Origin of the sequence: Rhodococcoides corynebacterioides NBRC 14404, from assembly GCF_001894765.1 — a bacterium.
Lineage (GTDB): Bacteria > Actinomycetota > Actinomycetes > Mycobacteriales > Mycobacteriaceae > Rhodococcoides > Rhodococcoides corynebacterioides.
In genome coordinates, this window is record NZ_BCWV01000001.1 from 31,156 (window position 1) to 53,955 (window position 22,800).

Annotated in this window: 19 protein-coding genes and 1 riboswitch; of the genes, 14 read left to right on the forward strand and 5 right to left on the reverse strand. The window is 71.3% G+C overall.

The features are described from left to right. Window positions 1–12: 12 nt before the first annotated feature. The 3 genes from RC2_RS00155 to RC2_RS00165 all read left to right on the forward strand — a co-directional run bounded on the left by RC2_RS00155 (window position 13) and on the right by RC2_RS00165 (window position 3,842). A complete protein-coding gene (locus RC2_RS00155) occupies window positions 13–1,803 on the forward strand; it encodes an acyl-CoA dehydrogenase (RefSeq protein ID WP_068149381.1) in 1,791 nt (596 codons plus the stop codon). Between the two features lie 171 nt (window positions 1,804–1,974). After that, on the forward strand, window positions 1,975–2,631 hold the full coding sequence (locus RC2_RS00160) for a GntR family transcriptional regulator (protein ID WP_068149299.1): 657 nt from the start codon (window positions 1,975–1,977) through the stop codon (window positions 2,629–2,631). Then, the gene (locus RC2_RS00165; RefSeq protein WP_068149297.1) at window positions 2,628–3,842 is read left to right on the forward strand and encodes an MFS transporter; all 1,215 of its coding nucleotides are present in this window, start codon (window positions 2,628–2,630) and stop codon (window positions 3,840–3,842) included. The genes RC2_RS00160 and RC2_RS00165 overlap by 4 nt, the downstream gene beginning before the upstream one ends. A 79-nt stretch (window positions 3,843–3,921) precedes the next feature. Here RC2_RS00165 and RC2_RS00170 read toward each other — a convergent pair whose 3' ends face one another. Then, window positions 3,922–5,241: a M1 family metallopeptidase gene (locus tag RC2_RS00170; RefSeq protein ID WP_068149379.1), complete on the reverse strand. Its 1,320-nt coding sequence runs from the start codon at window positions 5,239–5,241 to the stop codon at window positions 3,922–3,924. Beyond that, complete coding sequence (locus tag RC2_RS00175; protein WP_068149294.1) at window positions 5,241–9,110, reverse strand: Pls/PosA family non-ribosomal peptide synthetase; 3,870 nt, start codon at window positions 9,108–9,110, stop codon at window positions 5,241–5,243. Before RC2_RS00175 ends, RC2_RS00170 begins: the two co-directional genes overlap by 1 nt. Before the next feature lie 174 nt (window positions 9,111–9,284). Then, a riboswitch (SAM riboswitch) is annotated at window positions 9,285–9,399 on the forward strand. Between the two features lie 64 nt (window positions 9,400–9,463). Between RC2_RS00175 and RC2_RS00180 the strand changes: the two genes are divergently transcribed. From RC2_RS00180 to RC2_RS00185, 3 genes are read left to right on the forward strand one after another with little or no spacing between them, the layout of a single operon-like run. Next, window positions 9,464–10,693, forward strand: coding sequence for an aminotransferase class V-fold PLP-dependent enzyme (locus tag RC2_RS00180; RefSeq protein WP_068149291.1), 1,230 nt, complete (start codon window positions 9,464–9,466; stop codon window positions 10,691–10,693). A 20-nt stretch (window positions 10,694–10,713) separates the two neighbouring features. Then, window positions 10,714–10,788, forward strand: a complete 75-nt coding sequence (locus tag RC2_RS19345; RefSeq protein ID WP_369406103.1) for a putative leader peptide — start codon at window positions 10,714–10,716, stop codon at window positions 10,786–10,788. Window positions 10,789–10,829: 41 nt separating this feature from the next. Next, window positions 10,830–11,264 carry a hypothetical protein gene (locus RC2_RS00185; protein WP_068149288.1) on the forward strand — a complete coding sequence of 145 codons (435 nt, stop codon included), beginning with the start codon at window positions 10,830–10,832 and terminating at the stop codon, window positions 11,262–11,264. 9 nt (window positions 11,265–11,273) lie between these two features. On the opposite strand, the gene RC2_RS00190 is transcribed toward RC2_RS00185, so the two are convergent. Then, the gene (locus RC2_RS00190) at window positions 11,274–11,750 is read right to left on the reverse strand and encodes a YbaK/EbsC family protein (protein ID WP_068149284.1); all 477 of its coding nucleotides are present in this window, start codon (window positions 11,748–11,750) and stop codon (window positions 11,274–11,276) included. A gap of 62 nt (window positions 11,751–11,812) precedes the next feature. Between RC2_RS00190 and RC2_RS00195 the strand changes: the two genes are divergently transcribed. Continuing rightward, window positions 11,813–12,661: a crotonase/enoyl-CoA hydratase family protein gene (locus RC2_RS00195; RefSeq protein WP_068149280.1), complete on the forward strand. Its 849-nt coding sequence runs from the start codon at window positions 11,813–11,815 to the stop codon at window positions 12,659–12,661. 36 nt (window positions 12,662–12,697) lie between these two features. Here the strand turns inward: RC2_RS00195 and RC2_RS00200 are convergent, their stop codons facing one another. Both RC2_RS00200 and RC2_RS00205 read right to left on the reverse strand, forming a co-directional pair. After that, window positions 12,698–13,150 (reverse strand): nitrogen regulation protein NR(II), encoded by a 453-nt coding sequence (locus RC2_RS00200; RefSeq protein ID WP_068103665.1) that lies wholly within the window; start codon window positions 13,148–13,150, stop codon window positions 12,698–12,700. 144 nt (window positions 13,151–13,294) lie between these two features. Further along, on the reverse strand, window positions 13,295–13,786 hold the full coding sequence (locus RC2_RS00205) for an inorganic diphosphatase (RefSeq protein ID WP_068149376.1): 492 nt from the start codon (window positions 13,784–13,786) through the stop codon (window positions 13,295–13,297). 139 nt (window positions 13,787–13,925) lie between these two features. Between RC2_RS00205 and dacB the strand changes: the two genes are divergently transcribed. From dacB to ftsH, 7 genes are all read left to right on the forward strand, one after another. Beyond that, the gene (gene dacB / locus RC2_RS00210; RefSeq protein WP_068149373.1) at window positions 13,926–15,326 is read left to right on the forward strand and encodes a D-alanyl-D-alanine carboxypeptidase/D-alanyl-D-alanine endopeptidase; all 1,401 of its coding nucleotides are present in this window, start codon (window positions 13,926–13,928) and stop codon (window positions 15,324–15,326) included. Between the two features lie 53 nt (window positions 15,327–15,379). Further along, window positions 15,380–16,408: an Rv3626c family coenzyme F420 biosynthesis-associated protein gene (locus RC2_RS00215; protein WP_068149278.1), complete on the forward strand. Its 1,029-nt coding sequence runs from the start codon at window positions 15,380–15,382 to the stop codon at window positions 16,406–16,408. Then, window positions 16,405–17,436 carry a tRNA lysidine(34) synthetase TilS gene (gene tilS / locus RC2_RS00220; RefSeq protein WP_082895554.1) on the forward strand — a complete coding sequence of 344 codons (1,032 nt, stop codon included), beginning with the start codon at window positions 16,405–16,407 and terminating at the stop codon, window positions 17,434–17,436. Before RC2_RS00215 ends, tilS begins: the two co-directional genes overlap by 4 nt. A 26-nt stretch (window positions 17,437–17,462) precedes the next feature. Further along, a complete protein-coding gene (gene hpt, locus RC2_RS00225; protein WP_068149273.1) occupies window positions 17,463–18,017 on the forward strand; it encodes a hypoxanthine phosphoribosyltransferase in 555 nt (184 codons plus the stop codon). Between the two features lies 1 nt (window position 18,018). Continuing rightward, window positions 18,019–19,350, forward strand: a complete 1,332-nt coding sequence (locus RC2_RS00230) for an amidase (RefSeq protein ID WP_068149270.1) — start codon at window positions 18,019–18,021, stop codon at window positions 19,348–19,350. A 19-nt stretch (window positions 19,351–19,369) separates the two neighbouring features. Beyond that, window positions 19,370–19,864: a DUF6328 family protein gene (locus RC2_RS00235; protein ID WP_068149269.1), complete on the forward strand. Its 495-nt coding sequence runs from the start codon at window positions 19,370–19,372 to the stop codon at window positions 19,862–19,864. Window positions 19,865–20,050: 186 nt separating this feature from the next. Next, the gene (gene ftsH, locus RC2_RS00240; RefSeq protein WP_068149268.1) at window positions 20,051–22,723 is read left to right on the forward strand and encodes an ATP-dependent zinc metalloprotease FtsH; all 2,673 of its coding nucleotides are present in this window, start codon (window positions 20,051–20,053) and stop codon (window positions 22,721–22,723) included. Window positions 22,724–22,800: the final 77 nt, after the last annotated feature.

A 22,800-nucleotide genomic window follows, 5' to 3' on the forward strand; every position in this document is an offset into this window, starting at 1 on the left:
ACCCTCGGAGGAATGTCGTCCTCAGCCGATATTCCCGCCTCTCTGATCCTGTCGCGTCGGGACCTCGAGTTCCTGCTCTACGAATGGCTCGACGTCGAATCCCTGACCGAGCGGAAACGGTTCGCCGAGCATTCCCGCGAGACGTTCGACGCGGTGCTCGAGCTCAGCGAGCAGATCGCTGTCAAGCACTTCGCGCCGCACAACAAGAAGGCCGACGCGAACGAACCGCGGGTGGGCGACGACGGCAAGGTCGTCCTCATCCCCGAGGTCGAGAAGGCCCTGCAGGTCTTCACCGAGGCCGGCCTGATCGCCGGGCAGTTCGACGAGTCGCTCGGCGGGATGCAGCTGCCGACGACGGTGTCGAAGGCGTCGCTCGCGTGGTTCCAGGCCGCGAACACCGGCACCGCCACCTACCCGTTCCTCACCATCGGCAACGCCAACCTGCTGATCGAGTACGGCGGCGAGGATCTGATCGACCGGTACGTCCGGCCGATGCTCGAGGGCCGCTTCCACGGCACCATGTGTCTGTCGGAGCCGGGGGCGGGATCGTCGCTGGCCTACATCACCACCAAGGCCACCCCGCGTGACGACGGCACCTACTCGGTCACGGGGACCAAGATGTGGATCTCGGGTGGCGACCACGAGCTGGGCGAGAACATCGTCCACCTGGTGCTGGCGAAGCTGCCCGACGCACCCGCAGGGGTGAAGGGCATCTCGCTCTTCGTCGTCCCGAAGCATCTCGTGAACGAGGACGGCTCGCTCGGCGAGCGCAACGACGTGAACCTGGTCGGCCTGAACCACAAGATGGGCTACCGCGGCACCACCAACACCCTGCTCGCCTTCGGTGAGAAGGGCGGCGCGACAGGCTATCTGGTGGGCGAGCCGCACAAGGGCCTGGCGTACATGTTCAAGATGATGAACGAGGCCCGCATCGGCGTCGGCATGGGTGCGACCGCGCTCGGCTACACCGGTTACCTGCACTCGCTCGAGTACGCGCGGGAACGGACGCAGGGTCGTCCGGTGGGGGACAAGGATCCGGCCGCTCCGCAGGTCCCGATCGTCGACCATCCCGACGTCCGGCGGATGCTGTTGGCCCAGAAGGCCTACGCCGAGGGTGGTCTGGCGCTGGGGCTGTACTGCTCGCGGCTGGTCGACGAGCAGATCACCGGCGAGCCCGACGCCGCCGAGCGCGCGGGGTTCCTGCTGGACGTGCTGACGCCGATCGCCAAGGCCTGGCCGTCGCAGTGGTGCCTGGAGGCGAACAACCTGGCCATCCAGGTCCACGGCGGATACGGCTACACCCGCGACTACAACGTCGAGCAGTTCTACCGCGACAATCGACTGAACCCGATTCACGAGGGCACCAACGGTATTCAGGGTCTCGACCTGCTCGGCCGCAAGGTGGTGGCGCAGAACGGTCGTGGTCTCCAATTGCTCGTGGAGGCGATCACCACCACCCTCGACGCGTCGACCGGCGAGACTGCCCGCGACTACGCCGAAGCCCTGCGTGCCGCGGTGAACCGACTGGTGGAGGTCACCGGCACGGTCTGGGGCCAGGGCGATCCCGACCTGGCCCTGGCCAACTCCACGGCGTACCTCGAGGCCACCGGGCACCTGGTGGTCGCGTGGCTCTGGCTCGAGCAGCTGAATGCCGTGGGCGACAGGACCGGCGCGTTCTACGACGGCAAGCGGGCCGCCGCGCAGTACTTCTTCCGGTACGAGCTGCCCAAGGTCGGTCCGCAGTTCGACCTGGTGGCGTCTCTCGATCGCACTCTGCTCGATCTCGACCCCTCCGTGCTCTGACCCGACGCCGCCCGCCGGGCTCCGTTTCGGGGCCGGCGGGCGGGCTGGGTGAGCTCGGGCGAGCGTCTCGCGGTCGGCCTCGGTTCACGGTCGGCAGTGTTCGGAGCCTGCGCTGTCGGGTCGGTCACACGCTGCTGCGGTCGACGTCTCGCATCTGCTTAGATACAAGTTGTGCGCAACACGGAACCGACGTCGGCCGATCGGGCCTACACGACCGTGAAAGAACTCATCGTCTCGGGCGAACTGCCCGGCGGTGAGCTCATCAGCGAAGGACAGATCGCCGCGCGCACCGGCACCAGCCGCACCCCCGTACGGGAGGCGTTCCTGCGCCTCGCCGCGGAGGGCTGGATGCGGCTCTACCCCAAGCGAGGGGCGCTGATCGTGCCCATCGCACCCGACGAGGCGGCCCACATCGTGGACGCCCGTCGGCTCGTGGAAACCGGCAGCCTCGCCGCGTTCGCCGACGACGCCGCCACCCGCAGCGCCGTCGCGGACCTCATGCGGGCCAGTCTCGACCGACAGCGCGCCCTCGCCGACGACGGCGACGCGCACCGGTTCGCGGCCGAGGATGCCGACTTCCACACGCTCGTCGTGACTCACGGGGCGAACCCCCTGCTGTCGACGTTCTATTCGGGCCTGCGCGACCGGCAACGACGGATGACGTCGAACTCCGTGGCGCGCAACCCGGAAGCGTGGGCGTCGATCGTCGACGACCACACGCGTCTGACCGCACTCGTCGAGCAGGGTGACGTGGCCGGCTTCGAGGTGGCGCTGAGCCGCCACATGGCCGCCACGCATTCCCTGCCGTACAGCAGAGGACTTTCATGACCACCACCGCTCCGGCCTCGTCCACCACCGGGACCAGGCCCTGGTTACCGGTTGCCCTCGGCATGCTCGCCGTCGCCTGGGGCGGCAACGAGTTCACGCCGCTCCTGGTGATGTACCGCGAGGGATACGGCTTCTCGCCCGTCGTCGTCGACGTCTTCCTCTTCGCGTACGTTGTCGGCATCGTGCCGGCGCTGCTCGTCGGCGGACCGCTGTCCGACCGATACGGACGACGTCCGCTCATGCTGCCCGCACCGCTGATCGCCGCGGCCGGATCCCTGCTCATCGCCCTCGGATCCCACACGGCCGCACTGCTGTCCGCGGGCCGCGTCCTCAGCGGCGTCGCGCTCGGGCTCGGCATGGCCGTCGGCGGCAGCTGGGTGAAAGAGCTGTCCGCCGACTCGCCCACGGCCGGCGCGCGTCGAGCGGCGATGTCCCTGACCGCGGGCTTCGCCACCGGTGCCGGGGTGGCGGGACTGCTCGCCCAGTGGGCGCCCTGGCCCGACGTGCTGCCCTACGCGGTGCACGTCGGTCTCGCCGTGCTCGCGACGCTCGCGCTCGCCGGCGTGCGGGAGACCGTCGTCGACGGGGATCGCACCACCCCGCTGCGCGACGACCTGCGCATCCCGAAGGCCGGGCACGCCCGCTTCCTCACCGTCGTTCTTCCCGTGGCGCCGTGGGTGTTCGGTGCGGCGAGCGTGGCCTACGCGGTGCTGCCCGGGTTGATGGCAGACCACGCCGGGGCCTTCCCCGTCGCGTTCTCGGCGCTGCTCGGCGTCGTCGCGCTGTCGTCGGGCTTCGCGATCCAGGCGCTCGGCCGACGCATCGACACGCCGTCGAGCGCACGGGCCGTCCTGGTCGCTCTGGCCATCGTGGTCGTCGGCATGGTGCTGGTGGCCGTCGCCGCGGACGTGCTGGTGGTGCCGATGGCGCTGCTCGCGGCCGCCGTTCTCGGCGGCGGGTACGGCATGGCGATGGTGTCGGGTCTGCAGGAGGTGCAGCGCATCGCCGGTCCCCGCGACCTCGCGGGCCTGACCGCCGTCTTCTACTCGGTGACCTACCTCGGGTTCGCGGTGCCCGCCCTGCTGGCGCTGCTGGTCGAGGAGACGTCACTCACTTACCCCGAATTGTTCGGTGCCGGAGTGCTTCTGGCGATGGCGTCGTTCGCGGTGGTGGCTCGGAACTCCCGTCGCCACCTCCCCGCGTCGCGCTGACGCCGGGTGCAACTGCGGACGGTGCACCGCCCGCAGCTGCAGGAGCGATCCGCGGGAAGCCGAAGCGGGGGTGGAGAACTCAGGGCAACTGGGGGAGCGCCGTCTGCTCGAGCCACGGCCCGAAGAACCCCGGGTCGACCCCGTGCCGCTCCGCGAGCTCCACGAAGTCGGACGTGGCCACCACCGAATGCCGGTGGCCGGCGGTCCATTCGCGCAGGAGCGTGAAGAACGGCTCGTCGCCCACGGTGCGCCGCAGGGCGTGCAGGGTCAGGGCGCCGCGCTTGTAGACGCGGTCGTCGAACATGTCCGCGGGGCCGGGATCGCCCAGCAGGAGGTCCTGCGGCAGACCGGCCAGCCGGGCGCGCGTGCGGGTGGCGAGTTGGTGCGCGCTGGAGGACCCCGACGCCTCCGACCACAGCCATTCGGCGTAGCAGGCGAACCCCTCGTGCAGCCAGATGTCCTGCCACCGACCGATGGTCAGGCTGTTGCCGAACCACTGGTGGGCCAGTTCGTGGGCGACCAGTCGCTCGTAGCCGCGACGCCCGTCGCAGTGGTTGGCGCCGAACACCGACAGCGTCTGTGCCTCCACGGGGATCTCGAGATCGTCGTCGGTGATCACCACGCCGTAGGACGAGTAGGGGTACGGCCCGAACCGCTCGACGAAGGCCGACATCATCTGCTGCTGCCGCCCGAAATCGTGGTCGATCAGTGCCCGCAGCCGCGGCGGGGCGATGGCGTCGACGGGAACCGGGGTGTCGCAGAGACGACGCTTCTCGTAGAGCCCGATCTGCACCGTCGCCAGGTACGTCGCCATCGGCTCGGGCTGATGATAGGTCCACGTGGTGCGCGACGATCGGACCCGCGTGTGCAGCAGCGTGCCGTTGGAGATGACGTGGTACGGCGAATCGGTGGTGATCGAGATGCGGTACGCCGCTTTGGAACTCGGGTGATCGTCGCACGGGAACCACGACGACGCGCCGTTGGGTTGGCTGGCGACGATGACACCGTCGGTCAGCTCTTCCCAGCCGACCTCGCCCCACTGCCCGGCGATGGGAGAGGGGTTGCCGGCGTACGTGACCGTGACGGTGAACGACGTCCCGGCGGTGAGGGGCGTCTGCGGGGTCACGACGAGTTTGCCGCCGCGGTGGGTGAACTTGGCGCGACGCGACCCGCTGACGCTCACCTTGCTCGGCGACAGTGCCGGGCCCAGATCGAGGGTCACGGTGGGCGCCGACTGCGCGGCGACGGCATGGACGACGGCGGTGCCGCTCAAGCGATTCGAGGGGACCTTGTATTCGAGATCGAGCTCGTAGCGTTCGACCGTGTAGCCACGGTTCCCGTGGCCGGGGATGTAGGGGTCGAGCGGCTCGGCGGACGCCGGCGGAGTGGGCCGCCCCATCAGGCGGACCACGGCGCGATGGGATTGCCCTGCCACCGGCTCGAGTCCGGAACCGTGTCACCGCGCATGACCAGCGACGCCGGGCCGACCGTCGCGCCCGCGCCGATCCCGGCGGCGGGAAGGGCGACGCAGTGCGGCCCGAGTGTCGCTCCGGGGCCGAGGGTGACGGTGTCCATGCTCATGATCCGATCATGGAAGAGATGGGTCTGCACAACGCACCCTCGGTTCACGGTCGCGCCGTCGCCGAGGGTGATGAGATCCGCCTCCGGCAGCCAGTACGTCTCGCACCAGACGCCCCGCCCGATATGGGCGCCGAGCCACCGCAGCCACACGTTGAGCACCGGCGTGCCCTCGGCGGCGCGGGCGAACCACGGTGCCGCGACCACCTCGACGAACGTGTCGGCCACCTCGTTGCGCCACACGAACGAGCTCCACAGCGGATGCTCGACCGCGTCGATCCGGCCGACCAGGGCCCACTTGGCGACGGCCGACACCGCGGCGGCGACGGCGCCCGCCACCAGGAGGACGACACCGGACAGCAGCGCGGCGATGCCGTAGCCGACGGTGCCGGCGATCCCCGTGAGGGCGGCGATCACGCCGAAGCCGATACCGAACGAGACGATCACGGGCACCAGACGGCACGTCTCGACGAGGGCGCGGGCGACCTTGAGGCGTTGCGGCGGGTCGAAGGTGCGACTGCTGTCGGTCGACGCGGGCGCCCGACGCAGACGGACGGGCGGGCTGCCGAGCCAGGACGTGCCGGCCTTGGACTTCGCCGGCGCGGCCGATAGGACGGCGACCAGACCGTTCTTCGGCACCCGTCGTCCCGCCGCGGCCATGCCGGAGTTGCCGAGGAAGGCGCGCTTGCCCACCTTGGCCTGGCCGATCATCATCCACCCGCCGCCGAGTTCGTAGCTCGCGACCATGGTGTCGTCGGCCAGGAACGCGCCGTCGCCGACGGTCGTGAACTTCGGAACCATGAGCACCGTGGAGGCCTCGACGTCCTTGCCGATGTCGGCGCCGAGCAACCGCAGCCACCCCGGGGTGAGCAGCGAGGCATAGAGCGGGAAGAGGAACGTGCGGGCGCTGTCGAGCAACCGTTCGGTGGTCCAGACCTGCCAGCCGACCCGACTGCGGACCGGATGATGACCGGGGGTCATCCCGATCGCGAGGAGCCGCACGGCGACCAGGGTGATCAGCGCGAACACGCCGAGCGAGAGCAGGGTGGCGGGAGCGAGGACCAGCGCGCCGCGACCGATCGCGCCGGCGAGCGTGCGGGCGCCGGCGGCAGCCCAGCCGACCACCAGCAACCCGACCGCGATGGCGAACAGCGGTAGCCCCGACAGCAGCAGCGACGTCACGCCGTAGACCGGCACCCAGGCGCGGCTGCGCGGGGGCCGGGACGACGGCCAGGGGCGGGTGGCCTTGCCGACCTTGCCCGCCGGGGAGCCCGACCACTGCTGGTTGGCCTTGACCTTGCCGGCGACGGCGGACCCCGCTGTGACCTCGGCGTTCTTGCCGACCTTGGCCCCGGGCAGGAGCGTCGACCGCGCGCCGACCGTGGCGCCGGGACCGACCTCGACGTGCCCGACGTGCACGACGTCGCCGTCGATCCAGTACCCGGTCAGATCGACCTCCGGCTCGATGGAACAGCCGTCGCCGAGGGTCAGCATGCCGGTGACCGGGGGGAGCGTGTGCAGGTCCACGTCGTGGCCCACCCGGGCACCGAGAGCGCGGGCGTAGTCGACCATCCACGGTGCGCCGGACAGGTTGGTCGCGCCCGAGGCGTCGGCCAGGCGGTTGGCCATCCACAGGCGCAGGTGGACGCTGCCGCCGCGGGGGTAGCTGCCCGGCCGGACACCGCGCAGCAGGACGCGGGCGCCGATCACCGAGACGGCCATGCGTCCGAGGGGGGACACCACGAGGACGAAACCGAGCAGCGGCCACCACCAGGAGACCGTCGGCAACCAAGGAATCGGGCGAATCCACGACGCGAGGTTCGCGGCGATGGTGAGCCACGTGACCCATTGCAGTCCGGTCAGGGTCGTCAGGGGCAGAGTCGCCGCCACCTGGATCAGTTGCGCTCGACGGGGTGTCGGCTCGACCGACCGGGTCTCCTGCCGGGTGGTGGGATCCATGTCCTCGAGCAGTGCGACGAGGGAGCCGAGGCGCGGCCGGTCGTAGAGGTCGGCGACGGTGATCAGCGGGTACCGCTCGCGCAGCCGGGTCACCAGCTGTGCGGCGGTGAGCGAGCCGCCGCCCGCGGCGAAGAAGTCGGCGTCGAGCGAGGTGATCTCGGCCCCGAGAACGTCGGTCCACACCTCGGCGACCCAGGCGGCGGTCTCGTCGAGATCGACGATGGGTGTGGCGCCGTCGGGAGTGGGGGCCCGGCCGGGCAGGGGCCACGGCAGGGCGTTCCGGTCGACCTTGCCCGACGTCCGGGTGGGCAGATCGTCGACGAGTGCCAGGCGAGGCACCATGGCGGCCGGAAGCTGTTCGGCCAGAATCTCTCTCGCTCGGACAAGATCGAACTCGGGGTCCGTGCTCACCAGGTAGCCGACGAGAACCGGTGTGCCCGACCCGGTCGTGCGGACCGCCGCGGCCGCCCCGCCGACGCCGGGCAGGTTCTGCAGCGCCGTGTCGACCTCGCCGAGTTCGATGCGTCGTCCGCCCACCTTGACCTGATCGTCGGCCCGGCCCTGGAAGAGCAGTCCCTCGACCTCGAGTCGCACCAGATCGCCACTGCGATAGGCACGGTCCCATCCGAGACTCGGCATGGGCGCGTATTTCTCGGCGTCCTTGGCCGGATCGAGGTAGCGCGCCAGGCCGACGCCCCCGATCACCAGTTCGCCGACCTCGCCGACGGGGACCGGCTGTTCGTCCGGGCCGACCACCGCGAGATCCCATCCGTCGAGCGGCAATCCGATACGCACCGGCCCGCGACCGTCCATCAGCGCCGCGCAGGCCACCACGGTGGCCTCGGTGGGGCCGTAGGTGTTCCACACTTCCCGGCCCGGAACCGCCAGGCGCTCCGCCAGATCCGGCGGGCAGGCCTCGCCGCCGAAGATCAACAGTCGCACGTCCTCGAGCGCTTCGCGGGGCCAGAGCGACGCGAGCGTGGGCACCGTGGAGACCACGGTGATGTCGCGTGCGACCAGCCACGGCCCGAGGTCCATGCCGGAGCGGACGAGCGAGCGCGGGGCCGGCACCAGGCACGCCCCGGACGCCCAGGCGAGCCACATCTCCTCGCACGACGCGTCGAACGCCACCGACAGTCCCGCGAGCACCCGGTCGCCCGGGCCGAGCGGACGATCCTGCAGGAACAGTCGGGACTCGGCGTCGACGAACGCCGCCGCATTGCGGTTGCTCACCGCGACGCCCTTCGGGGTGCCGGTGGAGCCGGAGGTGAAGATCACCCACGCGTCGTCGTCGATCGTCGGGTGCCCCACCGGGCGTCCCGTCCCGACGCGCCCGGTGCCGGTGATGCCGCTCTCGGTCACGATCGCGGTGACCCCGGCCTCGGAGAACACCAGATCCGCGCGCTCGTCGGGATCGTCGACGTCGACCGGGACGTACGCCGCTCCCGCGGCGATCACCGACAGGATGGCCGCGTACAGGCCGTAGGCGCCCGACGGCATGCGCACCCCGACGCGGTCACCGGCGCTGACCCCGTGCTCGGCCAGCCACTGCGCACCCTCCTCGATGTTCACCATCAGCTCCGCGTAGGAGACGATGCTCTCGCCGTCGTCCACCGCCGGTGCGTCCGGGAACCGCTCGGCGGTGTCGGTGAGGACGTCGACGAGCGTGCGCGGCGGTGCAGCGGCCGGCGAGCGCAGGAACGCCTCGGGTATCGCGGGGTGCGGGGACATCTGCCGGGCGGCCTCTTTCGATGAGCAGGGACGTCTCGTCGCAGAAGGTTATGACACCCGCAGTTTGCGAGCAGATGAACAGCGGCGGGGCGGTGATTCTGCGACGGGGTCGGCGCCCGCGGAACGGCGCCCACCGAGTTGACAGCCTCGACGGTCTTTGCCATTCTGCTGGCAGGTCACGAGTACCAGCATCAAGCCCCGGCTCGCTGGTCGGCAACCCTCCTTCCGCGGTGGGGTGCTCCGGGTGACGACCTGGCCGAGTTCCGACCGGAACCGGCAAGCGCGGATCGTCTCACGCCGCCACGGGGAGTACTCGTGCGTCGTCTGCGGTCCCGGGACCGAAGGGTATCGCCATGACTGTCACCACCCCTCTCGCCGCCGTCCTCGGCTCCGATCACACCGTGCGCTGTTCCGACGGGATGGTCCGCTGCACAGTCGATCTCGACTACGCGGCCAGTGCGGCGGCGTTGGCCGCGGTGGTCGAGCGCGTCCAGGAGGTGGTGCCGTTCTCGGCCAGTGTCCATCGCGGCGCCGGGCACAAGTCGGCGGTCTGCACCGAGGCCTACGAGGCGGCTCGCCGGACCGTGCACGCGTTCTGCGGGGCGGACGACGAGGACGTCGTCGTCTTCGGGCGCAACACCACCGACGCGCTGAATCTGTTGGCGCACAGCGTTCCCGGCGACGTCGTGGTCCTCGACGTCGAGCACCATGCGAACCTGCTGCCCTGGCGTCGTCGTCGGGTGGTGCGTACCGAACGCACCATTACCGCGACGCTCGCTCGCCTGGACGCGGTGTTGTCCGCGAAACCCGCTGCGCTGCTGGCGGTCACGGGTGCATCGAACGTGACCGGTGAGGTGCTGCCGATCGCGGACCTCGCGGCGCTGGCGCACCGCCACGGTGCGCGCATCCTGGTGGACGGCGCGCAACTGGTGCCGCATCGTCGCGTCGACATCACCGCCGCGGGGGTGGACTACCTCGCGTTCAGCGGCCACAAGCTCTACGCGCCCTTCGGTGCCGGTGTTCTGGTGGGCCGGCGCGACTGGCTCGACGCGGCCGACCCGTACCTCGCCGGAGGCGGTGCGACGTCGGGAGTGTCGGTCCTGGCCGACGGGGACGTGGACGCCCGCTGGTTCCCCGCGCCCGCCCGGCACGAGGGCGGCACCCCGAACCTGCTCGGCGCGGTCGCGCTCGCGGCGGCGTGCGACGAGATCGCCCGGCTGGACCCGGCGGCCGTCGCGGCGCACGACCGCGCCGCCACCGACGCCGTCGTGCGCGGGCTGACGCGACTCGGCGGCGTCCGGGTGCTGCGGGTCTGGGACGACTCGGACGACGTCGTCGGCATCGTCTCCTTCACCGTCGACGGCGTGGCCCCGACCGTCGTCGCCGACGTCCTGGCTCGCGACCACGCCGTGGCCGTGCGCGCCGGGAAGTTCTGCGCGCATCCGTTGCTTGCGCGCCTCGGCGCCGACGACGGTGCGGTCCGCGTGTCCGTCGGACTCGGCACCACGTCGGCGCACGTCGAGGCGTTCCTCGACGCGCTGACTGTGACCTGCCTCTCACTGTGCGCCGGTGTCGCGGCGTGATCGATAGCATGACGAACGTGATGGGGGACCGGCTCTGGACTCGACGACACGTCGATCTGTGCCGTTCCACGTCCAGCGCGTGTCGGATCCGGTGATTGCCTCGGCCCCGTAGTTCCCGCCGTCGACTGGACCCCTCATGACCCTCGTCTTTCTCGATCCCACCCTCGCTCTCGACGTCGTCGAGTCCCCGCACGACGTCACCGGTGACGTTCCCGGCGTCGTCCGATTCGGTGGCGTCGACCTCTCCACCGCACAGGCGCGCTACCGACGCCTGCGGACCGAGCATCCCGACGCGCGCATCCTCGTCGACCTCGACGTGCACCTCGCGCACGACGCGCGTACCGCCCGTGGCGAGGTCCTCGCCGCCGCGGTCGCTCCCCGCCCGGACACCCTGCGCTACGTGGGAACGCCGGCCGGGCTGGCCGGATTGATCGCGGACATCGTCGCCGCCGGCGTGGCCGACGGCGTCACCGTGCGGCCCGTGCTCGACCGTGCCCGTGACCGCGTCGTCCGGACCGTCACCACCGAGGTGGCGTCGCTCCTCGATTCGCGGACCGCCCGCGCGTCCTGACCGGGCCGGTCAGGGGCCGACGTCGACGGCCAGACCCGCTGTGATGCGGAGCAATTCGCGGTACGACGTCCGGAAGGTGACGTCGGGGTGCCCGGCCGACGCCCACAGTCGGTCGTGCTCACCGAGCATCTCGTCGACGTAGGTCGGCAGGTTGGTCGGATGGCCGACGGGAGAGACCGAACCGACGGATTGCCCCGTCGCGTGCCGGATCACCTCCGGCGTCGCGTGGGTCAGCGTGCCGCCGATCCGTGGCCCGGTCGCGGCGAGGTCCACGTTGTGGGCACCGGAGACGAGCAGGAGTACCGGATCGTCGTCGAGCAGATGAACCAACGACTTGACGACGGCGCCCACCTCGACCCCGTGCGCCGCAGCGACGGCGCGTGCGGTCGGCACGGGCGACTCGTGGGTGACCAGAACGCCGTGGTGGCCACGGGAGATGAGGACGTCCGCGACGTGCGCGGCGGCGGGGTGCGGAGTCCTGGCCATGACCGAAGAATAGGGCGGAAACCGCTGTCGTGCCCTCGGGTCGGCCCGGCTAGGGTGAGCCGATGACGACCCCCGAGCCCGCGCAGCCGAGCACCTCCTGGACCGCGTTCACGGTCGAGACCGCCGACCACGTCGCCACCGTCACCCTCACCGGGCCCGGCAAGGGCAACGCGATGGGCCCCGACTTCTGGTCCGAGCTCCCGCTGATCTTCCGCGGTCTCGACGCGGACCCGGACGTACGGGCCGTCGTCCTCGCCGGATCCGGCCGCAACTTCAGCTACGGACTCGATCTTCCCGCCATGGCCGGCGAATTCGGTGCCGTTCTCGCCGACAAGGCGCAGGCGGGGCCGCGCAGCACGTTCCACGATCTGATCCTGCGGATGCAGTCGGCGATCACCGCCGTGGCCGAGTGCCGCAAGCCCGTGATCGCGGCCGTGCAGGGCTGGTGCATCGGCGGTGGAGTGGACCTGATCTCGGCCGCCGACATCCGCTACGCCTCCGCGGACGCCCAGTTCAGCGTGCGGGAGGTCAAGGTGGCGATCGTCGCGGACATGGGCTCGTTCGCCCGCCTGCCAGCGATCATCGGCGACGGGCATCTGCGTGAGTTGGCGTTGACCGGCAAGGACGTCGACGCGGAGTACGCGCACCGCATCGGCCTGGTCAACGACGTCCTGCCCGACGCCGACGCCGTCCTCGCCCGGGCCTACGAGACCGCGGCCCAGATCGCCGCGAACCCGCCCCTGGTGGTGCACGGCATCAAGACCGTGCTCGATCACGGGCGTCGCGCCGCGGCCGACGAGTCGCTGCGCTACGTCGCGGCGTGGAACTCGGCGTTCCTACCGTCGGAGGACCTGACGGAAGCCATCACGGCCGTGTTCGAGAAGCGGCCGCCGCAGTTCCGGGGTGCGTGAGAGTCGCCGCGTCGCCTCACCGCGGGAACGGCCCGATCAGCGGAAGGCGCTCTTCGGGTCGTTCCACAACTGGTCGGTGAAGTCCTCGAGAACCACGAGCACCACGGAATCCTCCGCGCGCCGCAGAATCGACTTGCTGGCGCGAACCTGGAGGATGTCGCCCTTGGCGTCGGTCATGCGCCACAACGAATCCGCGCGCGTGGCCACCGTGGTCAGGAACGTCTCCGCGATGTTCACGCCGAGCGGCTCGTTGGCCGGGAAGATGTCCTGCAGATGCAGCGCGTCGTCCGACCGCGGCGTCTGCTCGTCGAACCCCATGAGCTGGTCGAAGGCCTCGTTGGCGAACACCACGGTGCCGCCCGGCTCGACCGCGAGCACGGGCAGCGGGATCCGGTCCAGCACGACCGACACCGGAAGTGCCGGGAACTGAGCAGGATCGGAGATGCCTGCGGACGACGGGTTGCGACGATCGCCGACAGCTTCGCTCATGGGTACCGCGTCCTTACGTTCTCGCTCGGCTGTCACGGGCGCCGCCCCGCCCCGGCCGGACCGGGGTCGAACGGAGCGATGGTAGCAGCGCACCTGGCGGCCGGGAGGCGACAACGCATCTCCCGGCCGACGGTGGACCTTCGCTCAGTGCGTGGCGTCGTTCTTCAGCCGCTCGACCGACGCGGTGATCTCCGCCTCGGCCTCGGCGCGACCGACCCAGTTCGAGCCCGTCACATGCTTGTTCGGCTCGAGGTCCTTGTAGTGGACGAAGAAGTGCTCGATGGCGTCGAGCTCGAACTGCGAGACGTCGCCGAGGTCCTGGATGTGGTCCCACCGCGGGTCGCCGGCCGGGACGCAGAGCACCTTGTCGTCGCCGCCGGCCTCGTCGGTCATCTTGAACATGGCCACGGGACGGGCCTCGACGATCACGCCGGGGAACACCGATTCCGGCAGGAGAACGAACGCGTCCAGCGGGTCGCCGTCCTCGCCGAGGGTGTCCTCGATGAAGCCGTAGTCCGCCGGGTAGCCCATCGCGGTGTAGAGGTAGCGGTCCAGACGCACCCGTCCGGACTCGTGGTCGACCTCGTACTTGTTGCGCTGACCCTTGGGGATCTCGATGGTCACGTCGAACTTCACGTCCACTGTCCTTTGCTCGGTGGCCACGTACGGTGCACGCAGACAGTAGCGGTCGCGGAACGTCGGGTCGGCCGGAAGGGTCGATAGGGTGGTCGGGACACCGGGCGACGGCATCCGGACGGGCGGCGTGAGGAGTGACGTGGGCAAGGCCAGGGGCTCGGTGCGCTCGCGTCTGCGCAGTCGCTGGGGCATCGCCGTCGCCGTCGTGGTCCTGATCGCCGGAATCGTCGGCGTCGCCGCCGTGACGCCGACGTTCACCGAGCCGGACGCGCCCGTGGTGTCGGCGCCCGAGCCGAGTCCCGTCGTCGCGACCCCGGCGGTCGCGCCCGTGCCCGCCGACGCGCCGCGTCCGGACCCGGCGGCACTCGCCGCGACGCTGGCCGCGCCGCTGCGCAATCCGGATCTGGGCCGCTTCACCGGGTCGGTCGCGGACGCGATCACCGGTGAGGTCCTGTGGAGCGCCGACCCCGACGCCGCCATGACGCCCGCCTCGACCACCAAGATCCTCACGGCGGCGGCGGCGATGCTCGCGCTGCCGTCCGACCACCGGGTCACCACCAAGGTGGTCCAGGGCGACGGTCCCGGCCAGGTCGTCCTGGTCGGAGAGGGCGATCCCACGCTGACGGCGCAGCCGGTCGGGACGCCGGGGTTCTACGAGGGCGGCGCCCGCATCGACGACCTCGCGGACCAGATCCGTCGCTCGGGAGCGCAGGTGAGTTCGATCGGCGTCGACCTCGGTGCGTACAGCGGACCGTCGTCGGCCGACGGATGGTTCCCCGGTGACGTCGCCGCGGGGTACATCGCGCCCATCGAGCCGGTGACCCTCGACGGCGGCCGCTCGGTCCCGACGGTCGACGAATCGCCCCGCAGCGCCACCCCCGGACTCGACACCGGTCGCGCGCTCGCCCGTGCCCTGGGCCTCGATCCGGCCGTCGTGACCACCGAGTCCGCGCCGAGCGGGGCGGGATCGCTCGCCACCGTGCAATCCGCTCCGCTGCGCCAGCGGCTCGGACAGATGCTCGGCTTCTCCGACAACGTGCTGGCCGAGGCGGTCGGCCGTGAGGTCGCGGCGGCGACGGGCGCGCCCGCGTCGTTCGACGGCGCCACCGAGGCGGTGCTCACCACACTGCGGGACAACGGTGTCGACGTGGACGGCGTGCGACTCGCGGACACCAGCGGATTGTCGGTGGACAATCGCATTCCCGCGCGGGTGCTGTCGTCGATCGTCACCGCGGCCGCCGGTCCGGTGAACGATCGCACGCACGCCGACGCCCTCCGGCCGATGCTGGACTACCTGCCGGTGGCCGGGGCGACGGGCACCCTCGCGGCGCGCTACGCCTCGGGGGATCGCACCGCGGCGGGGTGGCTGCGGGCCAAGACGGGAACGCTCTCGAACGCCAGCGCGTTGGCCGGATACGTGGTCGACCAGAGCGGACGAGTCCTGACGTTCGCGCTGATGTCCAACGACCGACCGCCCGAAGTGGGCCGACCGGCCCTGGACGCCGTGGCGTCGACGCTGCGGTCGTGCGGCTGCACGTGAGAGATGCCTCCGGTGCCCACCGGGGACGCTCGTGATCGAAAGCAGGTGCCCGGATGGGTGACGCAGGAGTGATCGATTGGGACTTCGCGGCCCGCACCGGCGCTCGGCTGGCGCCGCGGGGACCCCGGACGTCCCGCTACACCGCCGAGGCCGTCACGGCCGAACTCGCCGACGCCTCGGTCCGCGCCGAGGCGCCCGTCAGGGAGGTCACCGGCCTCGCCGACGGACTTCCCGTGCCGGCCGCCCGCGTGCTGGACCGGCCGGAGTGGATCGCGGCGGCGTCGTCGTCCATGCGGGAGCTGATGGCCGAGCGGAGCGGCGACGGTGACGGTGACGGCGGGGCCTTCCTGGGCGGTAAGCCCGGCGGCCTGCAGGCCGGAGCCATGCTCGCCTTCCTCTCGACGGCCATCCTCGGCCAGTACGACCCCTTCACCGGTCCGAACGGCACGTTGCTGCTGGTGGCGCCCAACGTGGTGGCGGTGGAGCGATCACTGCGAGTGCGGCCGTCCGACTTCCGGCTGTGGGTGTGTCTGCACGAGGTCACCCATCGGGTGCAGTTCTCCTCCTCGCCCTGGCTCGCGGGCTACATGAAGGACTGCGTGAGCACGCTCGGCGACGGCGCGGACGAGCCGTTGTCCGCGCTGGTGTCCCGTGTGTCGGAGGCGTTGCGGAACCGAGAGGAGCTGGGCGACGGCATCGTCGGCCTGCTCCGGGCGACGCAGGCGCCCGCCCAACGGGAGGCCCTGGACCGGTTGCTGATGCTGGGGACGTTGCTCGAGGGGCACGCCGATCACGTCATGGACGCGGTCGGGCCGGCGGTGGTGCCGACGGTGGGGCGCATCCGAGAAGCGTTCGACGCCAGGCGTACTCGCAAACAGAACCCCGTACAGCGCATCCTGCGGGCGCTGCTCGGCATGGACGCGAAGATGGCGCAGTACGTGCGGGGCAAGGCCTTCGTCGACGCCGTCGTGGCGCAGGTGGGCATGGCGCAGTTCAACGCGATCTGGACCGACGCGGACACGTTGCCACGCACCGACGAGATCGAGGCTCCCGAGCGGTGGACCGCGCGCGTCCTCGGATGAAGTTTCCGGAAACCCCTGCCCTGCAGCGCGTTCGACTGGTTGTGCGGGCGTGGTGCACGGAGTTCTCGCCCCCGGGCGCCGTCGTGGTGGGGTGCTCCGGCGGCGCGGACTCGACAGCGCTGGTGGCCGGTTGCCGCGCGGAGGGCCTGACGGTGCGCGCCGTGGCGGTCGACCACGGCCTGCAGGTCGGATCCGCGGACGTGGCCGCCGAGGCCGCCGCCCGTGCCGAGACGTTCGGAGCGACGGCGGTCGTGGTCCGCGCCGAGGTGGCCGGCCCCGGCGGTACCGAGGCAGCGGCTCGCCGGGCACGGCAGGCAGCGCTGCGTGAGGCGGCCGGCGGTCGACCGGTTCTGCTGGGCCATACGCTCGACGACCAGGCGGAGACGGTCCTGCTCGGGCTCGGCAGGGGTGCCGGGGCGGGGTCGCTGCAGGCGATGGCCGCGTGGTCGGAACCCTGGGGTCGCCCGCTCCTCGGCATTCGCCGGGCCGACACCCTGGCGGCGTGCGCCGACCTCGGCATCGAGCCCTGGGCCGACCCCCACAACGTCGACCCCCGTTTCGCGCGCGTGCGTGTCCGCAACGAGGTGCTGCCTCTGCTCGAGGACGTCCTGCAGGGCGGAGTCGCCGAGGCACTCGCGCGCACCGCGCGGCGCCTGCGGGAGGACGAGGACGTCCTCGGCGCGCTGGCCGACGAGCTGCTGGCGCGGGCACGCCGCGGGTCGACGGTCGACGCCGAGACCCTCGCGGGCGCTCCGGTCGCCCTGCGCCGCCGCGCGCTGCTGGCGTGGTTGCGTGACCGCGGCGCCGACGTGCGGACCGACGCCACCCTCCGTGCGGTCGACGACCTCGTCGTCCGTTGGCGGGGGCAGGGTGCCGTCGCACTCGCCGAACCGCCCGGTACGCGACCGGAACTCGGGGGCGGACGGTTGGTCGCGGTCCGCCGACGTGGCAAGCTCGAGGTGGCCGGACACTCGCGCGACGGGCGTCCACTCGACCTGCTCGACCCGCTGGACCCACCCGAGAACTGACGGCGCGACCGAAGGGACACCCACCCGTGTACGAGGGCGACATCGCATCGATCCTGATCTCCCGCGAGGAGATCGACAAGCGTATCGCCGAGCTGGCCGAGGAGATCGCCGCTCGCTACCCGGTGGGAGAACCCGAGGGCGATCTCCTGCTCGTCGGCGTCCTCAAGGGCGCCATCATGTTCATGACGGATTTCGCTCGCGCACTGCCGATTCCGAGCCAGCTCGAGTTCATGGCCGTCAGTTCCTACGGCTCGTCGACGTCGTCGTCCGGGGTGGTCCGCATCCTCAAGGACCTCGACCGCGACATCGCCGGCCGCCACGTCCTGATCGTCGAGGACATCATCGACTCCGGCCTGACCCTGTCCTGGCTGATGAAGAACCTCACCACCCGCCAGCCCGCGTCGCTCGAGGTGGTGACGCTGCTGCGCAAGCCGGAGGCGGTGAAGGTGGACGTCGAGGTGGCCAACGTCGGCTTCGACATCCCCAACGAGTTCGTCGTCGGCTACGGCCTGGACTTCGACGAGCGCTACCGCGACCTGCCCTACATCGGCACGCTCGCCCCGCACGTCTACGGCGGCTGACGTGCGGACCGCCACCGCGATCGCCGAGGACGTCCGCGCGGGGCGTCGTCAGCCCGCCGCCGTCGCACAGGAGTCGCTCGACCGCATCGCCGCCGCAGCACATCTGAACGCGTTCGCCGTCGTGCGTCCCGACGAGGTACTGCGCGAGGCGGACGCGGTGGCCACCCGCGCGGACCTCGCGACACTGCCGTTGGCGGGCGTGCCCGTCGCGGTGAAGGACAACGTGCCCGTCGCCGGGTACCCGATGCGCACCGGGTCGCGGGCGACACCCACGGCACCCTCGACCGCCGACCATGCCGTCGTCACGCGGTTGCGCGATGCCGGGGCCGTGGTGATCGGGCTGACGACCGTGCCGGAACTGTGCCTGTGGGCCGCGACGGACGGCGCCGACGGCATCACCCGCAACCCGTGGAACACCGACCTCACCGCGGGCGGTTCGTCCGGCGGCGCGGCGGCGGCCGTGGCGGCGGGTCTGGTCCCGATCGCCCACGGCAACGACGGGCTCGGGTCCATCCGGATCCCGTCCGCCGACTGCGGTCTGGTGGGCATCAAGCCCGGCCGCGGCGTCGTGCCGTCGGATCTGGGCGCGAACTCGTGGTTCGGCATGGCCGAGAACGGTCCGCTGGCGACCACGGTCGCCGACGCCGCTCTGGTGCTGTCGGTGATGGCGGGAAACCGGTCCCTGGCCGTCGTCGACGCGCCTCGCGCGCTGCGGGTCGGCCTCGCGCTCGGCTCGCCGTCGCCCGTCGTGCGCGTCGACGGATCCTTCCGGCAGGCCGCCCGGGACACCGCCGACGCGCTCGCGGGATGTGGCCATCGCGTCGAGTCCGCCGAGTTGCCGTATCCCGCGAGCCCGGTGGGCCAACTCGCCCGCTGGACCGCGGGCGCGGCCGCCGATGCCGCCGGCCTGGACCGATCGGCGCTGCAGAAGCGCACTCGTCGTCACGTCGCCGCAGGTCGACTCGCGGGGCGATGGGTGCGGTCGTCGCAGATCGACGCACTCGAGCGGCGTGCGACGGCGTACTTCGCCGACGTCGACGTGGTGGTGACGCCGATGCTCGCCCAGCCGCCCATCGCCGCCGACCGGTGGAGCGAGAGGAGTTGGGCGAGCAACCTGGCGGCCAACATCCGGTACGCGCCGTTCGCCGCGCTGTGGAACCTGCTGGGCTGGCCCGCCCTGAGCGTGCCGGTGCCGGGGACGCATCCGCGTTCCGGGACTCCGTTGGCCGCACAGATCGCCGGACCGCCCGGGTCCGAATCGGTGTTGTTGGCGCTCGCCGCTCAGCTCGAGCGCGAGCGTCCCTGGACGCGGACGGCCACCGACCGCGCCTGAGCAGCCGGAGGCGGTACCGATGTCGATCGAGGACGACGACCACGTCGAATGGAACCGCGAGGTGCGCGGCGAGACCCCGATCCAACAGCTCGACCGCAACTGGCTCGCGCTGCTCCAGGAGCTCCGCGTCGTGCAGACGGGTGTGCAACTGCTCACGGGCTTCCTGCTGACCCTGCCGTTCCAGGGCCGGTTCACCGACCTCTCCACGGTCGGTCATGCCGTCTACCTGGTCACGGTGTCGGCCTCGACGATGGCGACGATCCTGCTGGTCGCTCCGGTGGGTATGCACCGCCTGCTGTTCCGGCAGCGCGCGATCGGTGTCCTGGTCACCACGGGTAATCGGCTCGCGATCGGGGGCATCGCGATGCTCGGGGTGACGCTGGTCGGGGCCGCGGCCCTGACGTTCGAGATCGTGGTCGGTGAACTCGCGTCGCTCGTCGCCGCGGCGGTGGTGGCGTTGCTCCTGGTCGGGTTCTGGTACCTGCTGCCGCGCGCGAATCGTCCTCGCGACTGACCACGGGCCGCCGCGGCCGGGGAACCATCGTCGGTCCGTCGTCGTTGGGCCGATTGTGTGCATCGGCGGGCGGGACCACCTTCGCGGTAACCTGACCCTTTCCGGTGCGGTGCCGTGGAGCGGGTGTCCCCGCCCCCGACCCACGCACGAGACGACGAGCCCGACGGCCCCAGAAGGCGACGCTGTATGAACCGCAAGACACTGTTCCGCAACCTGGCGATCGTCGCTGCCATCCTGTTGGTGATCTTCGCCTTCAGCTACTTCGGCGACGACACGCGCGGGTGGACGCGCGTGGACACGTCCACCGCGGTGTCCCAGTTGGACGACCGGAACGTGAAGACCGCCCAGATCGACGACCGCGAGCAGCAGGTCCGACTGGAGCTGAACCAGGGCAACGACGCCACCGACGGCGCCACGCAGATCATCGCGCAGTACCCCGATTCGGTGGCCGGTCAGATCTACGAGAAGGTCGCGGCGTCCGGCGCCGAGAGCTTCGACACCCGCGTCACCCGCGACAGCTGGTTCAGCTCGATCCTGCTGTTCCTGCTGCCGATGATCATCCTGCTCGGCCTGTTCGTCTTCGTGATGGCGCGCATGCAGGGCGGTGGCCGCGGCGGCGCACTGGGATTCGGCAAGTCCAAGGCCAAGCAGCTCAGCAAGGACATGCCCAAGACCACGTTCTCCGACGTCGCGGGCTCCGACGAGGCGGTCGAGGAGCTCTACGAGATCAAGGACTTCCTGCAGAACCCGGTCCGGTACCAGTCGCTGGGCGCGAAGATTCCCCGCGGTGTGCTGCTGTACGGCCCGCCCGGCACCGGCAAGACGCTGCTCGCCCGCGCGGTCGCCGGCGAAGCGGGCGTGCCGTTCTTCACCATCTCCGGCTCGGACTTCGTCGAGATGTTCGTGGGCGTCGGCGCCTCCCGCGTCCGCGACCTGTTCGAGCAGGCCAAGCAGAACAGCCCCTGCATCATCTTCGTGGACGAGATCGACGCTGTCGGACGTCAGCGCGGCGCGGGCCTCGGCGGTGGCCACGACGAGCGGGAGCAGACGCTGAACCAGCTGCTGGTCGAGATGGACGGCTTCGGTGACCGCACCGGCGTCATCCTCATCGCGGCGACCAACCGTCCCGACATCCTCGACCCCGCGCTGCTGCGTCCCGGCCGCTTCGACCGGCAGATCCCCGTCGGCGCCCCTGATCTCGCCGGTCGCCGCGCCATCCTGGCGGTGCACTCCAAGGGCAAGCCGATCGATCGGAACGCCGACCTCGAGGGTCTCGCCAAGCGCACCGTCGGCATGTCCGGCGCCGACCTCGCCAACGTCATCAACGAGGCCGCACTGCTCACCGCTCGCGAGAACGGCACGGTCATCACCGAGGCCGCGCTGGAGGAATCGGTGGACCGCGTCGTCGGCGGGCCGCGCCGCAAGAGCCGCATCATCAGTGAGCACGAGCGCAAGATCACCGCGTACCACGAGGGCGGACACACGCTCGCCGCGTGGGCGATGCCCGACATCGAGCCGATCTACAAGGTCACCATCCTCGCCCGCGGTCGCACCGGCGGCCACGCCATGACGGTGCCGGAGGACGACAAGGGCCTGATGACCCGGTCCGAGATGATCGCGCGCCTGGTGATGGCGATGGGCGGTCGCGCTGCGGAGGAACTGGTGTTCCACGAGCCGACCACGGGCGCGTCGTCGGACATCGATCAGGCCACGAAGATCGCGCGCGCGATGGTCACCGAGTACGGCATGAGCAGCAAGCTCGGCGCGGTCCGCTACGGCCAGGAACAGGGCGATCCGTTCCTCGGTCGGTCGATGGGACAGCAGTCCGACTACTCGCACGAGGTGGCGCGCGAGATCGACGGCGAGGTCCGCAACCTCATCGAGGCCGCGCACACCGAGGCCTGGTCGATCCTGGACGAGTACCGCGACGTGCTCGACGAGCTCGCCACCCAGCTGCTCGAACGCGAGACGCTGACCCGCAAGGATCTCGAGCAGATCTTCACGGGCGTCGAGAAGCGGCCCCGCATCACCACGTTCAACGACTTCGGTGATCGCACTCCGTCCACCAAGCCGCCCGTGAAGACGCCCCGCGAACTCGCCGCCGAGCGAGGCGAGCCCTGGCCGCCGGTGTCCGTGGTCAAGGAGCCCAGCCTGGTCGGGTCCGGCCGCGACGACGGCTCCGCGGGATGGAACGGCGGTGCTCACAACGGCGGCGCCCCCCACGGCAGCACCCCCAATGGCAGCACCCCCAACGGATCGAACGGGAGCCTGCCGTACGGCGGCACCCCGAACGGTGGCGGCAACCAGCACGGATCGGGTCAGAACGGTCCGCGTGGGTGGAGCGACGGCCGGAACGTCACCGGCGGTGGCGCCCACCGCGGAGGCCGCCCGGGCATGTCGGTGCCCGACTACGGTGCCCCCGCCGGCTGGTCCGCCCCCGGGTGGCCGCCGCGCGAGGAGGACGTCCCGCGGTACCCCGGCCAGTACGGTCCGGGCGCCGGCCAGCCGCAGGGTTACGGCCAGCCGCAGGGTTACGGGCAGCCGCAGGGTTACGGGCAGCCGCAGGGTTACGGCCAGCCGCAGGGTTACGGGCAGCCGGACGGTTACGGGCAGCCGGACGGTTACGGCCAGCCGCAGGGCTACGGCCGGCCGCAGGGTGAGTCGCAGCCGTATCCCGAGCCGCAGCCCTACCGCGAGCCGCAGTCCGAGCCGGAGCCGTACGTGGAGCCGTACCCCGAGCCGCAGCCCGAGGGTCGGTACGACCCGCCCGGTGAGGCGGACGGTCCGACCGCGCCCGACCGCGAACCGCCGTCCGGACCGCCGCCCACCCAGCGGTGGGAAGGTCCCGACTCCCGCTAGAGTCTGGCCGTCGCCGCTGGTGGCGACGCAGGTGTTCCCGCTCCACCCGTCGAGGTCCGCTCGACGTTCCCCGCCGC

Coding starts and splice junctions, on each gene's coding strand:
- RC2_RS00155 (WP_068149381.1), top strand. CDS start 13: ATGTCGTCCTCAGCCGATATTCCCGCCTCTCTGATCCTGTCGCGTCGG.
- RC2_RS00165 (WP_068149297.1), top strand. CDS start 2,628: ATGACCACCACCGCTCCGGCCTCGTCCACCACCGGGACCAGGCCCTGG.
- RC2_RS00170 (WP_068149379.1), bottom strand. CDS start 5,241: ATGGGGCGGCCCACTCCGCCGGCGTCCGCCGAGCCGCTCGACCCCTAC.
- RC2_RS00175 (WP_068149294.1), bottom strand. CDS start 9,110: ATGTCCCCGCACCCCGCGATACCCGAGGCGTTCCTGCGCTCGCCGGCC.
- RC2_RS00180 (WP_068149291.1), top strand. CDS start 9,464: ATGACTGTCACCACCCCTCTCGCCGCCGTCCTCGGCTCCGATCACACC.
- RC2_RS00185 (WP_068149288.1), top strand. CDS start 10,830: ATGACCCTCGTCTTTCTCGATCCCACCCTCGCTCTCGACGTCGTCGAG.
- RC2_RS00190 (WP_068149284.1), bottom strand. CDS start 11,750: ATGGCCAGGACTCCGCACCCCGCCGCCGCGCACGTCGCGGACGTCCTC.
- RC2_RS00195 (WP_068149280.1), top strand. CDS start 11,813: ATGACGACCCCCGAGCCCGCGCAGCCGAGCACCTCCTGGACCGCGTTC.
- RC2_RS00200 (WP_068103665.1), bottom strand. CDS start 13,150: ATGAGCGAAGCTGTCGGCGATCGTCGCAACCCGTCGTCCGCAGGCATC.
- RC2_RS00215 (WP_068149278.1), top strand. CDS start 15,380: ATGGGTGACGCAGGAGTGATCGATTGGGACTTCGCGGCCCGCACCGGC.
- tilS (WP_082895554.1), top strand. CDS start 16,405: ATGAAGTTTCCGGAAACCCCTGCCCTGCAGCGCGTTCGACTGGTTGTG.
- RC2_RS00235 (WP_068149269.1), top strand. CDS start 19,370: ATGTCGATCGAGGACGACGACCACGTCGAATGGAACCGCGAGGTGCGC.
- ftsH (WP_068149268.1), top strand. CDS start 20,051: ATGAACCGCAAGACACTGTTCCGCAACCTGGCGATCGTCGCTGCCATC.